This is a genomic window from Acidimicrobiales bacterium (assembly GCA_035630295.1).
GTDB lineage: Bacteria > Actinomycetota > Acidimicrobiia > Acidimicrobiales > Iamiaceae > Iamia.
In genome coordinates this window covers 1-13,750 of record DASQKY010000053.1, presented here as the reverse complement: position 1 = coordinate 13,750, position 13,750 = coordinate 1, and the positions used below count along the sequence as shown (strand labels likewise).

11 protein-coding genes and 1 pseudogene are annotated in these 13,750 nt (G+C 76.4%); 7 read left to right on the top strand and 5 right to left on the bottom strand.

The annotated features are described in order from the left end of the window. Window positions 1-15: 15 nt before the first annotated feature. The 4 genes from VEW93_15355 to nadA all read right to left on the bottom strand — a co-directional run bounded on the left by VEW93_15355 (window position 16) and on the right by nadA (window position 5,860). Entirely contained in the window at window positions 16-1,650 is a 1,635-nt protein-coding gene (locus VEW93_15355; protein ID HYI63167.1) for a hypothetical protein, read from the bottom strand. Then, window positions 1,647-3,173 carry a hypothetical protein gene (locus VEW93_15350; protein ID HYI63166.1) on the bottom strand — a complete coding sequence of 509 codons (1,527 nt, stop codon included), beginning with the start codon at window positions 3,171-3,173 and terminating at the stop codon, window positions 1,647-1,649. The genes VEW93_15355 and VEW93_15350 overlap by 4 nt, the downstream gene beginning before the upstream one ends. Beyond that, on the bottom strand, window positions 3,170-4,663 hold the full coding sequence (locus VEW93_15345; GenBank protein ID HYI63165.1) for a hypothetical protein: 1,494 nt from the start codon (window positions 4,661-4,663) through the stop codon (window positions 3,170-3,172). The genes VEW93_15350 and VEW93_15345 overlap by 4 nt, the downstream gene beginning before the upstream one ends. A gap of 84 nt (window positions 4,664-4,747) precedes the next feature. Continuing rightward, window positions 4,748-5,860 (bottom strand): quinolinate synthase NadA, encoded by a 1,113-nt coding sequence (gene nadA, locus VEW93_15340; GenBank protein HYI63164.1) that lies wholly within the window; start codon window positions 5,858-5,860, stop codon window positions 4,748-4,750. Window positions 5,861-6,090: 230 nt separating this feature from the next. On the opposite strand from nadA, the gene VEW93_15335 reads away from it, so the two are divergent. From VEW93_15335 to VEW93_15305, 7 genes and pseudogenes are all read left to right on the top strand, one after another. Beyond that, a complete protein-coding gene (locus VEW93_15335) occupies window positions 6,091-7,449 on the top strand; it encodes a hypothetical protein (protein ID HYI63163.1) in 1,359 nt (452 codons plus the stop codon). Continuing rightward, complete coding sequence (gene uvrC, locus VEW93_15330; protein HYI63162.1) at window positions 7,403-9,262, top strand: excinuclease ABC subunit UvrC; 1,860 nt, start codon at window positions 7,403-7,405, stop codon at window positions 9,260-9,262. The genes VEW93_15335 and uvrC overlap by 47 nt, the downstream gene beginning before the upstream one ends. A gap of 67 nt (window positions 9,263-9,329) precedes the next feature. Next, on the top strand, window positions 9,330-10,106 hold the full coding sequence (locus VEW93_15325) for a class I SAM-dependent methyltransferase (GenBank protein ID HYI63161.1): 777 nt from the start codon (window positions 9,330-9,332) through the stop codon (window positions 10,104-10,106). After that, window positions 10,103-10,615: a hypothetical protein gene (locus VEW93_15320; GenBank protein HYI63160.1), complete on the top strand. Its 513-nt coding sequence runs from the start codon at window positions 10,103-10,105 to the stop codon at window positions 10,613-10,615. The genes VEW93_15325 and VEW93_15320 overlap by 4 nt, the downstream gene beginning before the upstream one ends. Window positions 10,616-10,656: 41 nt before the next feature. Next, window positions 10,657-11,505: an RNase adapter RapZ gene (gene rapZ, locus VEW93_15315; GenBank protein ID HYI63159.1), complete on the top strand. Its 849-nt coding sequence runs from the start codon at window positions 10,657-10,659 to the stop codon at window positions 11,503-11,505. Further along, window positions 11,502-12,404 carry a uridine diphosphate-N-acetylglucosamine-binding protein YvcK gene (gene yvcK, locus VEW93_15310; GenBank protein ID HYI63158.1) on the top strand — a complete coding sequence of 301 codons (903 nt, stop codon included), beginning with the start codon at window positions 11,502-11,504 and terminating at the stop codon, window positions 12,402-12,404. The genes rapZ and yvcK overlap by 4 nt, the downstream gene beginning before the upstream one ends. A 132-nt stretch (window positions 12,405-12,536) precedes the next feature. Next, a pseudogene (locus VEW93_15305) lies at window positions 12,537-13,124 on the top strand (type I glyceraldehyde-3-phosphate dehydrogenase). On the opposite strand, the gene VEW93_15300 reads toward VEW93_15305, so the two are convergent. Then, complete coding sequence (locus VEW93_15300) at window positions 13,079-13,741, bottom strand: glyceraldehyde 3-phosphate dehydrogenase NAD-binding domain-containing protein (protein ID HYI63157.1); 663 nt, start codon at window positions 13,739-13,741, stop codon at window positions 13,079-13,081. The pseudogene VEW93_15305 and the gene VEW93_15300 sit on opposite strands and share 46 nt — an antisense overlap. Between the last annotated feature and the right edge of the window lie 9 nt (window positions 13,742-13,750).

The following is a 13,750-nucleotide window of genomic DNA, read 5'->3' as shown; positions in this document are numbered from 1 at the left end:
GCCGGCGGCGGCCGGTCAGCGTCGCTCGAGCAGCAGCACCTGGATGCCGCCCCGGACCAGCTCCCGCCGGGCCACCCGGTAGCCGTGGCGCAGCTCGGGCCAGGCCAGCACGTCCTCCAGGGCGGCGTCGCCCACCCCGCCGCCCCGGATCTTGTGGACGATCCACAGCCGCTGGTGGCCCGGCAGCTCGGGGGCCACGTCGGCCCGCTCGGGCATGGGGTAGAAGCGCCGGACGGTGCCCAGGGGCACGCCGGTGGCCACCGGGTCGGGGGCCCGGTCGGCCCGGCCGGCGTCGCGCCACGCCGCCTCGAACGGGGTTCGCACGCTGAACGGGATGGTGCCCGAGGACGGGGTGAAGAGGATGCCGTCGCCGGCCCGGGACCCGTCCGCCACCACCTCCGCGGCACCGTCCCAGTCCTCGGTGTTGATCTGGGCCGCGGTGAGCCGGCCCAGCAGGACGGCGGAGGCCACCAGCACGACCACCAGGGCGCCGGCCAGCCGCCGGCGCCGGCGCTCGTCGGCCGGCGCCGCCGCCTCGACCACGGCCACCGCCCCCACCGCGGCCAGCATGCCCAGGGCCGGGACCGAGGCCAGCAGGTACCGGCCCACCAGGTAGGGCCGGACCACGGAGACGGCGACCAGGATGGCGGCCGGGGCCAGGGCCCACCACACCGGGACCAGGGCCCGCCAGCGCTGGGCCGGGCCGTCGCCCCGGCGGGCCAGCAGGCGGGCCGCCCCCCGGGCGCCGAGCAGGCCGAGGACGCAGGCGGTGATGAGGTTGGGGCCGAAGACGGTGGCGGCCACGTCGATGGCGTGCTGGCGCGACAGGGGGAGGATCCAGTCGGCCACGCCGCCGGCGCCGGCCACGAACAGGGCACCCGCGGTGGCCAGGGCGGCGCCGGCCGGCAGGGCCATCCAGGCCAGCAGCGGGCGCCGGCGGGGCAGGACGGTGCAGCTGAGCACGAGGGCGGCCACCTGGACCACGAACAGGCCGTGGGCCAGCACCCCGGCCACCGCCACCGGGACCAGGGCCAGCAGGGCGGTGCGGGCCCGGCGGTCGAGGTGGGCCGCGGTGCCGGCCCCGGCGTCGACGGCCCGGGCCAGGCACAGCCACCCCACGGTGGCCAGCAGCATGGTCAGGGCGTAGGACCGGGCCTCCTGGCCGGTGCGGGCCAGGGCGGGCAGGGCCGCCACCAGCACCACCGCGGCCACCGCCTCCACCGGGCGCAGCAGCCGTCGGGCCAGGACCCCCGCCCCCAGCACCGAGGCGACCACGAAGACGACCGACAGGGCGCGGACCGCCACCACCGAGGTGCCGGCCACCCCGCTCCAGGCGTCGAGGAGGACGTAGTACAGGGCCATGGTGCCGGCCGTGTCCCGCAGGGTGGCGCCCAGCTGGTTGACGGCGCCGATGGAGATGGCCTCGTCGGTCCACAGCGGGCGGCTCGACAGGCCCCACAGGGTGAGCCCGGCGGCCAGGGCGGTGGCGGCCGCCACCCAGGTCCGGACCCGCACCCCGGCCACGGCCACGGCCGCGGGCGCGGGCCGGGGTGCGGGCTCCGGCCGGGGCGCGGCGGGCGGGGCCACCGGGTCACCGGCCGCCGCCCCGTCGGGCTCGGCCCGGGCCGTGGGGCCGGCCACCGCGGTCACGACCCGGCCCCGCGGGCGGCCAGGAGGGTCACGGTGATGTCGGCGCCCAGGTCCCACGAGCGCACCCGGCGGTAGCGGGCCACCACCGCGGGGTCGCTGGCCAGGTCGGGGTTGGCCACGTGCAGGTAGAGCTGGGTCACGACCCAGACCCGGGGGGCGCCGTCCAGCTCGCCGAGCAGCTCCTCCAGCGGGGGCGGGTCGAGCACCCGGCGCACCGCGCCCAGGGGCTCGGACGAGCCGGCCACCTCGGGGCTGGTGGGGTGGGCCCCCTCGCGCCACTCGGCGTCGAAGGGCAGGCGGGCATCGGCGGTGGGGAACACGACCACGTCCCCGGGCCGGGCCCCGGTGGAGACCACGGCCACCGCCGAGTCCCAGCGGTCGCCATCGGCGCTCAGGGCCACCAGCGACCCCAGGCCCAGCAGGGCCACCACCACGACGGTGGCCAGCGGCACCCGGGCCAGGCCGCCGGGGCCCCGGCGGCGCCGGTCGACCTCGCGGGCGGCCAGCACCAGCACCAGGGCCACCCCGAAGGCGCTGGCCACGGCGTAGCGGGCCAGGTAGGCGGGGCGGACCAGGCTGACGGCCAGGATCACGGCGATGGCGGCCGGCCCCCAGGCCACCGGCATCACCAGCCGGAACCGCGCCAGGCCGGCCGGGGCCTCCGCCGCCCGCCGGGCCAGGAGGGCCGAGGCGGCCAGCACCAGGGCGACGGCCACCATCCCCAGCGGGTCCAGGGGCACGGTCAGGGCCTCGACCAGGTTCCGGGCCGCGGCCAGGGTCAGGGGCGGCACCCAGTCGCCGGACCGGCCCGAGCCCACGGCCAGGGCCGCGCCCAGCACGACCAGGCCGCCACCCAGGCCGACGGCGGCCTGGCGCAGGCTCCGGCCCCGGACCCCGGCCACGACCAGGGCGCCGGCCTGGACCAGGAGCTGGACCGTGCCCAGCCCGTGGAGGAGGGGCAGGGCCAGGCAGCAGAGGCGGTGGAGGTGCCAGGCCCGCCGGTCGTCAGGGTCGGCCAGGCCCCGGTCCAGGGCCGACCACGACCCGACCACGGCCAGGCACACCAGGGCGTAGGAGCGGGCCTCGGGGGCGTAGCGGACCACGGCGTAGGACACGGCCACGGCCAGCCCGGCCCCGGCCGCGGTCGCTCGGCCGTGCTGTCGGCCGACCAGGCGGGCGAAGAGGGCCACGGCCACGCCCATGGCCACCTGGGACGGCAGCCGCAGCCACAGCGCCCCGTCGGCCACCTGGCCCCAGAGCCAGACGGCGGCGTAGTAGAGGCCCATCGAGCCCCGGGCCGCCTCCAGGGCCACGTCCAGGTCGCGGGTGGCGGCCAGCGAGTAGGCCTCGTCGAGCCACAGGGGCCGGCCCTGGGCGCCGGCCGCGCCCAGGACGGTGGCCAACAACCCGGCCATCAGCCCCAGGGGCAGGGCCCGCCGGGGGGCGCCGGTGGGGGTGGTCGGTCCGGCCTCGGGCCCGGCCTGGGGCCGGTCGCCGTCCACGGGGAGGGCGGGGGCGGTCACGGCCGGGTCCCCGGGTCGAGGGCCAGCAGGTGGACCGCCACGCCGGCCTCGACGTCCCAGGTCGCCACCCGGTGGTGGCGCCCGTCGGTGGCCAGGGCGGCCAGGGCGCCGGCCAGGGCCGCGGTGCCGACCTCGCCCACCAGCCAGAGGCGCGGGGCGTCGGCGGCCGCGGCCCACGACGCCTCGTCGGACAGGCGGGGGTCGACCCGCAGCACCCGGCCCAGGGGCCGGGCGCCGTTGGCCACCGGCAGGGCGGGGGCCTCGGGCACGTCCCGCCAGGCCGCCTCGAAGACGGGGCGGATGGCCGACTCGGCCAGCAGGAGCTCGTCACCGGGCTCGCTGCGGGTGGCCACGGTGCGGGCCGCGGCCCGCCAGTCGACGGCGGGCGGGGTGGTGTGGAAGGCCACCTGCCCGGCCAGCAGGGCGGCGACCACCACCGCGGTGGCCAGGGGCAGCCCGAGCCGCAGCCGGGCCTCGATGCGGGGGCAGGCCAGGGCCAGGAGGAGGGCCACGCCGGGGGCGCTGGCCGCGACGTAGCGGGGCACCAGCGACGGCCGCACCACCGACACCGCCACCAGGGCCAGGGGGGGCAGGACGGCCCAGGCCAGGGGCATGGCGGCCCGGACCCGGTCCAGGCCGGGCGCCGCGTCGCGGACCCGGCCGGCGGCCACGGCCCCGCCCACGCCGGCCACGGCCAGGAGCAGGACGGCCAGGACCGGCGCGTCGGCGGTGAGGGCGGTGGCCAGGGTGCGGACCTGGTCGGTGCTCAGGGGCACCACCCAGTCGCCCACCTCGGAGGCGCCCACCGCGGCCAGGCCGGCGGTGACGGCCACCGCGGCCCCGGTGCCGGGCAGCAGGCCCCGCCAGGCCCGGCGGTCGGCCCGGCCGACGAGGAGGGCGGCCGGCTGGGCCAGGAGCTGGAGCACGGCCAGCCCGTGGGCCAGGGGCAGCAGGGCGCCCAGGAGCGTGTGGAGGGCCCACCACGGCGTGGCCCGGCCACCGGCCTCGGTCCGGGCCAGGGCCTGGTCCAGGGCCAGCCACGAGCCGGCCACCATGGCCATCACCAGGGCGTAGGAGCGAGCCTCCTGGGCGTAGCGCACCCACAGCGGCGAGAGGGCCAGGAGCACGCCGGCCCACCGGGCCGCCCTCGGGCCCACCAGCCGGGTGGCCAGGACCACCACCAGGGCCAGGGCCACGGTGGCCAGCGCCACGGACAGGGCCCGCATCCACCACACCGACTCCGAGACGGTGGTCCAGGCCCGCAGGACGGCGTAGTAGAGGGCCATGGTCCCGCTGGTGGATCGCAGCGTGGGCCCGAGCTGGTGGACGGCGCCCAGGGAGTAGGCCTCGTCCCGCCACAGCGGGGCCCGGTCGAGGCCGACGAGGGCGCCGGCCACGCCGACCACGAGGCCGGGCGCCACCAGGCCGGCCAGGCCCCGGGGGCGGGCTCCGAGGCCGGGGCCCCCGCTGAGCTCCACCGTCGAGGTCACCGGCACCAATCGGTCCCGGGGCGGGCGAGTTGAGGCCGGTCCGGGGGCCCGGCGCCCTCGGCCCGGCCCCTGGTCAGGCCCTGATCACGCTGGTGCGGTGGCCTCGGTGATGTCGAGCATGCGCTGGAGGGCGACGCGGGCCTGGCCGGCGGTGTCGGCGTCGACGGTGATGCGGTTGACGACCCGGCCCTCGACCAGGTTCTCCAGCACCCAGCACAGGTGGGCGGCGTCGATGCGGAACATGGTCGAGCAGGGGCAGATCAGCGGGTCGAGGGAGACCACGGTCTTGTCGGGGTTCTCGTCGGCCAGGCGCTGCACCAGGTGGATCTCGGTGCCGATGGCCAGGGCCGCGCCGGGGGGAGCGGCGGCCACCGCCTTGATGATGAAGTCGGTGGAGCCGACCTGGTCGGCCAGGGAGCAGAGCTCGTGGCTGCACTCGGGGTGGGCGACCACGATGCCGTCGGGGTGCTGGGCCCGGAAGGAGGCGACGTGCTCGGGCCGGAACCGCTGGTGCACCGAGCAGTGGCCCTTCCACAGCAGGAAGGTGGCCTCCTTGCAGTCGGCCTCGGTCAGGCCCCCCAGGTCCAGGCGGGGGTTCCAGACCCGCATGTCGGCGTGGTCGAAGCCCATGGCCAGGCCGGTGTTGCGGCCCAGGTGCTGGTCGGGGAAGAACAGGACCTTCCGCCCCCGGTCGAGGGCCCACTCCAGGACCTGGCGGGCGTTGGTCGAGGTGCACACCGCCCCGCCGTGGGCGCCGACGAAGGCCTTGAGGGCGGCCGAGCTGTTCATGTAGGTGATGGGCACCAGCTCGGCCACGTCGGTGACGGTGGCCAGCTCCTCCCAGGCCTCCTCCACCTCGTCCAGGTCGGCCATGTCGGCCATGGAGCACCCGGCGTTCAGGTCGGGCAGGACGACCTGCTGGTGGTCGCCGGTGAGGACGTCGGCCGACTCGGCCATGAAGTGGACGCCGCAGAACACGATGAACTCGGCCTCGGGTCGCTGCTGGGCCAGGACCGACAGGCGGTAGGAGTCGCCCCGGGCATCGGCCCAGCGCATGACCTCGTCGCGCTGGTAGTGGTGGCCGAGGATGAACAGGCGGTCGCCGAGGGTGGCCTTGGCGGCCTGGATGCGGGAGGCCAGGTCGTTGTCGGCCGCGCCCGTGTAGCGGTCGGGGAGCGGGGGCTGGAGCCGGATCATGGGACGGGGACCTCCGGGGAGGGGCTCCGATGTGACCGGTGGGGACAGCCTGGTCGCCTCGCCACGGGGATGTCGGTCTCGGAGCCGATATGGAGCCGGATACCAGGCCGGCCGTGTGAGCGGAGTGTACGCCGCTCATGGACCTGCAACCGCGGTGGCCGGGGCCGGCATTCCCGGGCGGAGGCCCGGCGGTGCCCTCACGGCCGGCCGGGCCCGGCCGATGGGGCCCGGTGACGTCCGCGACCCGCGCCCCGGAGGCCGTGGCCCCGTGGCGACGGGCCGACCGGCCGGTCCTGCCCGGCGGCACGTTCGAGGACCCGACCCGCCGGGGCGCGGCCTTCGCCGGGGTGCTGGTGGCCGCGGCCGGGCTGGCCCTCTACGGATCCTCGGCCACCACGGCCGCCAGCGTGCTGAGCCTGAGCGTGGTCTCGGGCCTGGCCCTGCCCCTGTGGCTGGTGGCCCTCCGGCCCCGCCGGGCCGCCCTGGTGGGCGTGGCCCTCTTGGCCCTCCTGGTGCCGCTGGCCGTGCGCACCGCGGACCTGGCCGCCCACCCCGGGCCCCAGGAGTCGGCCCACGACGGCGGGGTCCACGTGACCCGGGCCGGGGCCGAGGACCTGCTGGCCGGCCGGAACCCCTATGCGCAGCCCTTCGCCGATGACCTGCCCCCGGCGTGGGCCCGGATCAACGTGGTCCCGGGCCAGGTCACGCCCAACCCGGTGGTGGACCACCTGCCCTACCTGCCGGGGGCGGTGCTGGTGGCCGTGCCCGGCGTCCTCCTGGAGCGCGCCCTCGGGGTGGGGGGCGACCCGCGGTGGGTGATGGGCCTGTTCGTGCTGGCCGCGGTGGTGGCCCTGGCCCGCCGGCCCGAGGAGGCCTGGGCCCGGGCCGCGGCCATCGTGGCCTTCGGCTCGGCGTCGGTGGTGGTCTACGCAGCCTGGGGCACCAACGACGCCGCCGCCGCCGCCCTGGTGGTGCTGGCCGCGCTGGGCGCCCGCCGCCACCCCGGCTGGGCCGGCGCGGCCCTGGCCCTGGCCGTGTCCTACAAGGCGCCCCTGGCCCTGGGCCTGGTGCCCTGGGCGGTCTGGGTCGTCCGCCGGGACGGGTGGGCCGGGCTGCGGCCCTGGGGGACGGCGCCGGCGCTGCTGGCCGCCACCACCCTGCCCTTCCTGGCCTGGTCTCCCGGCGACCTGGTCACCGACACCCTGCGGTTCTGGACCGGCACCACCGGCACCCCGTTCCCGGCCTCGGGCCTGGGCCTGGGCTACCGGGCGCCCGACCTGATGGAGAGCCCCCTGGGGCCGGTGGTCACCGTGGCCCTGGCCGCCGCCGGCCTGGCCGGGGCGGTGGCCCTGGCCCGCCGGGTGGCGCACCCGGCCGTGCTCCCGGTGGCCTCGGCCCTGGTGCTGCTGGGCCTGCTGGTCCCGGCCCGCACGTTCCAGCCCAACTACCTGGGCCTCCTGTCGGGCTGCCTGGCCTGCGGCTGGCTCCTGGCCCCCGGCGCCCGCCTGCACGATGGCGCGCCCGCTCCGGTAGAGATGGGGCGTGGTCCAACGTCCGCCGGCCGGCACCATCCCCGACGCGCCGGGTAGCTACCAGTTCAAGGACGCCGCCGGGCGGGTCATCTACGTGGGCAAGGCCAAGTCGCTGCGGTCCCGCCTGTCGAACTACTTCCAGAACCCCAAGGGCATGCACCCCCGCACGGCCCAGATGGTGGCCTCGGCCGAGACCGTCGAGTGGATCCAGGTCCGCAACGACGTCGAGGCCTTCATGCTGGAGTACTCGCTCATCAAGCAGCACCGGCCCCGGTTCAACATACGGCTGGTCGACGACAAGAGCTACCCGTTCCTGGCCGTCACCGTGTCCGACGAGTGGCCCCGGCCCACGGTCATGCGGGGCAAGCGGCGCAAGGGGGTGCGGTACTTCGGGCCCTTCGCCCACGCCTACGCCATCCGCGACACGCTGGACCTGCTGGTGCGGACGTTCCCCCTCCGGACCTGCTCGGACAACAAGCTGGAGCGGCACCGCAAGCTGGGCAAGCCGTGCCTGCTGTTCCACATCGAGAAGTGCTCGGGGCCGTGCGTGGGGGAGGTCAGCCGGGAGGACTACGACAGCTACGTGGCCGACCTCCTCCGGTTCCTGGAGGGCGACACCGAGCCGATCGTGCGCCGCCTGGAGCGGGAGATGGGCGAGGCCGCCGACGAGCTGGAGTTCGAGCGGGCGGCCCGGCTGCGGGACCGGCTGGTGGCGGTGCGCAAGGCCATCGAGCGCCAGCAGATGGTGGTCGACCAGGGCGAGGACCTGGACGTGATCGGCCTGGCCGAGGACGAGCTGGAGGCCGCGGTGCAGGTCTTCTTCGTGCGCAAGGGGCGGGTGCTGGGCCGCAAGGGCTTCGTGGTCGACAAGGTCGAGGACCTGGCGCCCGGGGAGCTCATCGGCCGGGTGCTGGGCGAGCTGTACCAGGAGCCGCCGCCGCTGGGCGTCCCCCGCACCGTGCTGGTGCCCGAGGACCCCGACGACCTGGCCCTCTACGAGGACTTCCTGCAGGCCCAGCGGGGCACCCGGGTGGCCATCCGGGTCCCCCAGCGGGGCGACAAGCGGGCCCTGGCCGAGACCGTGACCCGCAACGCCACCGAGGAGCTGGTCCGCCACCGGCTCAAGCGGGCCAGCGACCACAACAGCCGGGCCCGGGCCCTCAACGAGCTGCAGGAGGCGCTGGAGCTGCCCATCTCGCCCCTGCGCATCGAGTGCTACGACATGAGCCACCTGCAGGGCACCGACTACGTGGGCTCCATGGTGGTGGTGGAGGACGCCCTGCCCAAGAAGTCCGAGTACCGGCGGTTCAAGATCAAGGGCGTCCCCGGCAACGACGACTTCGCGGCCATGGAGGAGGTGCTGACCCGCCGCCTCACCGCCTACCTGGCCGAGCGCCGGAAGCCGGTGGCCGAGCGGGAGGGCCGGTTCTCCTACCCGCCTCAGCTCCTGCTGGTGGACGGGGGCAAGGGCCAGCTGGGCGTGGCCGTGCGGGTCCTCCAGGACCTGGGCCTGGACGAGGAGATCCCGGTGGCGTCGCTGGCCAAGCGGCTGGAGGAGGTGTTCCTGCCCGGCCAGGCCGACGCCGTGCGCCTGCCCCGCCAGTCCGAGGCCCTGTACCTGCTGCAGCGCATCCGGGACGAGTCGCACCGCTTCGCCATCGCCTTCCACCGAGAGCTGCGGGGCAAGCGCATGACCACCTCCGTGCTGGACGGCATCCCCGGGCTGGGCGAGACCCGGCGCAAGCGCCTGGCCAAGGAGCTGGGGGGCGTGCGGGCCGTGCAGGCCGCCTCCCTGGACGAGCTGAGGGCCCTGCCCTGGCTGCCCGACGCGGTGGCCGAAGCGGTCCACGCCAAGCTCCACACCCCCTGACCCGAGCGCCCCGGTTCCCCGCCGCCAGGGCTGGGCCGGCCGTGGGCGGCGGGTAGCGTCGCCGCCCGTGAGCGCCCCCTCCCACCGAGAGCTGCCCCCCATGCCCGAGGGGCTGTGGGAGGACCAGGCCCGCTGGTGGCAGGAGGGCTTCACCGAGGGGGCCGACGAGGAGTACGTCGAGCAGATCATGCCCCTGGCCGCCCAGTGGCTGGACGGGGCCGACCGGGTGCTGGACGTGGGCACCGGCGAGGGGCAGGTGGCCCGCCAGGCCGTGGCCCGGGGGGCGGCCACCGTGGTCGGCCTCGACCCCACCGTGAACCAGCTCACCGAGGCGGTGCGCCGGGGCGGCGGCCCGGCCTACGTCCAGGGCGGGGCCCACGCCCTGCCCTTCGCCTCCGGGGCCTTCGACGCGGTGGTGGCCTGCCTGGTGTTCGAGCACGTGGTGGCGGTGGACGAGGCCCTGGCCGAGGTGGCCCGGGTGCTGCGGCCCGGCGGGCGCTTCGCCTTCTTCCTGAACCACCCCCTGCTGCAGACGCCCAACAGCGGGTGGATCGACGACCACGTCCTCGACCCGCCGGAGCAGTACTGGCGCATCGGCCCCTACCTGCGCGAGGACCTGACCCTGGAGGAGGTCGAGCCCGGCATCCGCATCCCCTTCGTGCACCGGCCCCTGAGTCGCTACGTCAACGCCCTGGCCGCCTGCGGCCTGCTCCTGCGGCACATGGACGAGCCGTCGCCGCCGCCCGGGTTCCTGGCCCGCTCGCCCGAGTACCCGCAGGGGGGCGACTACCCCCGCCTGCTGGTGCTGGTGGCCGAGAAGGTCGCCGGCCTGGCCCCGCTGTGACCGGGCCCGACGAGGAGCGGGGCGACGCGCCCGATCCCCTGGACCCGGCCACCCCGTACGTGCCCCTGGCCGCCGAGGGCCCGGTGGCCGACACGCCCATGTGGCTGAGCCACCACTGGCCCGACGGCTACGACCGGTGCGCGGTGGTGGCCGGGCGCCACGTGTGCCGGCGGTGCCTGGTCATGTACCCGGTGGCCGTCGCCGTGGCCCTGCTGTGGGGCGCCTTCGGGCCCTGGTGGCCCCGGTCCCTGGACGAGTGGCTGATCCCGCTGCTGCCCCTGCCCGCGGTGCTCGACTTCGTGGCCGACAACCTCGACCCGGCCTCCCACTCGCCCCGCCGCCAGGCCGTCCTGACCGCGGTGGGGGCGGTGGCCGCCGGGGCCGGCTACGTCCGCTACCTGGACCGCCCCACCGACCCGCTGGTGTGGGGCACGGTGCTCACCTACGGGGCGGTGTGCCTGGCCTCGTCGCTGGCCGGGGCCCGCCGCCGGCGCTCGCCGCGCCCCTGACCGGCCGGCGCCCGGCGGGCCCGGCCGTACACTCGGCCGTCGTGACCGACTTCGTCGTGATCACCGGGATGTCGGGAGCGGGTCGCTCCACCGTCGCCGGCGTGCTGGAGGACCGGGGCTGGTTCGTGATCGACAACCTGCCCACGTCGCTGATGGGCAAGGTGGTGGAGCTGGCCAGCGCCCCCGGCTCGACCATCGACCAGGTGGCCCTGGCCATCGGGCCCGGCGCCCTGTTCGAGGACCCGTCGGCCTTCCTCGGCCCGCTGCGGGCCGCGGGGGAGGGCACGGTGCGGGTGGTGTTCCTCGATGCCTCCACCGACGTCCTGGTCCGCCGGTACGAGAGCACCAAGCGCCGCCACCCGGTGGGGGGTGACTCCCTGGCGTCGTCCATCGAGCGGGAGCGGCGCCTGGCCGACGGGCTGCGGATGCACGCCGACCTGGTCATCGACACCACCGAGCTGTCGGTGCACGACCTGCGCCACCGGATCGAGGAGCTGGTGGGGGCCGGCCTCCCGGGCGGCATGACCGTGTCGGTGACCAGCTTCGGCTACAAGCACGGCCTGCCGGCCGACGCCGACCTGGTGTTCGACTGCCGCTTCCTGCCCAACCCGCACTGGGTCGACGCCCTGCGGCCCCGCACCGGCCGCGACCCCGAGGTCCGGGCCCACGCCCTGGACCACCCGCTGGCCGGCACCTTCCTGGACCACGTGACCGAGATGCTCACGCTGCTCCTGCCCGAGTACGAGGCCGAGGGCAAGGCCTACCTGAGCATCGCCTTCGGGTGCACGGGCGGGCACCACCGGTCGGTGGCCGTGGCCGAGGAGATCGCCGCCCGCCTCCGGGCCACCGGGGTGGAGCCCACCGTCAGCCACCGGGACGTGGACAAGTGACGGCCGGGCCGTCGGTGGTGTGCGTGGGGGGCGGCCACGGCCTGGCCGCCACCCTGCGGGCCGTGGTGCCCTGGGCCGGTGCCGTCACCGCGGTGGTGTCGGTGGCCGACGACGGGGGCTCCAGCGGGCGCCTCCGCCACGAGCTGGGGGTCCTGCCCCCCGGGGACCTGCGCCGGTGCCTGGGGGCCCTGGCCGATCCGGCCTCGGTGCTGGGCCGGGCGCTGGAGTACCGCTTCCCGGACGGCGACCTGAAGGAGCACGCCCTGGGCAACCTGCTGATCGCCGGGCTGGTGGGGGAGGGGAGCACCATCGAGGAGGCCCTGGACGAGGTGGGCCGCCTGGTCGGCGCCCGGGGCCGGGTCCTGCCCGCGGCCACCGTGCCGGTCACCCTCACCGGCGAGCTGGACGAAGGCGGCCACGGTGACGGCGGCGGCCACGGTCCGGCGTCGATCTCGGGCCAGGTGCGGGTGCAGGGCACGGCCGGGCTGCGCCGGGTGGGCGTCCGCCCGGCCGACCCGCCCACGCCGCCCACCGTGGCCGAGGCCCTGGCCGATGCCGACCTGGTGGTGCTGGGCCCCGGGTCCCTGTTCACCAGCGTCCTGGCCGCCGCCGTGGTGCCGGGGGTGGCCGCCGCCCTGCGCGCCACCCCGGCCCAGCGGGTGCTGGTGGTCAACCTCGGGCCCCAGATGGGCGAGACCGAGGAGCTGGGCCCCGACGACCACGTCCGCCTGGCCCGCGAGCACGGGGTGCCGGTCGACGTGGTGCTGGCCGACCCCCGCTTCGCCCCCGGGGCCGGGCCGGAGGTCGTGGTGCGCCCCCTCGGCGTCGAGGACCGGCCCGTGCACGACCCGGTCCGCCTGGGCGAGGCCCTGCGCGACCTGGCCCGGCCCCGGGCCTGACCCGCCCGGGGGAGGGCGGTCCGGGCGAGGGCGGGCCGGGCCCCCTCGGCTACGGTCGCCGGGACCCCTCGGGGCCGGCGGGCGCGCCGCCGGATCCCCCTCCTCGACCCCCAGGAAAGGGCCCGCACCACCATGAGCATCCGCGTCGGCATCAACGGGTTCGGCCGCATCGGCCGCAACTTCTTCCGGGCGGTGAAGGCCTCCGGCGCCGACATCGACTTCGTGGCGGCCAACGACCTCGGGTCGGTCGACACCATGGCCCACCTGCTGGCCAACGACTCGATCGCCGGGCGCTACCCCGGCGAGGTGAAGGTCGTGGACGGGGGCATCGAGGTCGACGGCGACCTGGTGCGGATCCTGGCCGAGCGCGACCCGGGCCAGCTGCCCTGGGGCGACCTCGGCGTCGACGTGGTGATCGAGTCCACCGGCTTCTTCACCAGCCGCGACAAGGCCGCGGCCCACGTCGAGGCCGGCGCCCCCCGGGTCATCGTCTCGGCCCCGGCCACCGGCGCCGATGCCACCTTCGTGGTGGGCGTCAACGACGACACCTTCGACGCCGAGAACCACATCGTGGTGTCGAACGCCTCGTGCACCACCAACTGCTTCGTGCCCATGGTCAAGGTCCTCGACGACGCCTTCGGCGTGGAGAAGGGCCTCATGACGACCGTCCACGCCTACACGAACGACCAGAACCTCCTCGACCTCGCCCACAAGGACCTGCGCCGGGCCCGCGCCTCCGCCGTCAACATCGTGCCCGCCTCCACGGGTGCGGCCCGGGCCTCGCGAAGGTCCTTCGACGGGCCGTCGACCAGCGACTGGGTGCCGGTGTAGGCGTGCACCGTGGTCATGAGGCCGTTCTCGACGCCGAAGGCGTCGTCGAGCACCTTGATCATCGGCACGAAGCAGTTGGTGGTGCACGAGGCGTTGGACACGACCTTGTGCTGCTCAGGGTCGAACGTGTCGTCGTTGACCCCGACCACGAAGGTGGCGTCGGCGCCCGCGGACGGGGCCGAGACGATGACGAAGGGGGCACCGGCGTCGATGTGCATCGCGGCCTGCTCCCTGCTGGAGAAGAACCCGGTGCTCTCGATGACCATGTCGACCCCGAGGTCGCCCCACGGCAGCGCCTTCGGATCGCGCTCGGCGAGGATCTGCAGCTCGTCGCCGTCGACCTCGATGCCGCTGTCGGTGGCCCGCACCTGCGAGTCCCAGGTGCCGAGGATCGAGTCGTAGCGCAGGAGGTGCGCCATGAGCTCCTTGGAGCCGAGGTCGTTGGCCGCCACGAAGTCGATGTCGGCGCCCCGCTGCTTGGCGGCGCGGTAGAAGTTCCGCCCGATGCGGCCGAA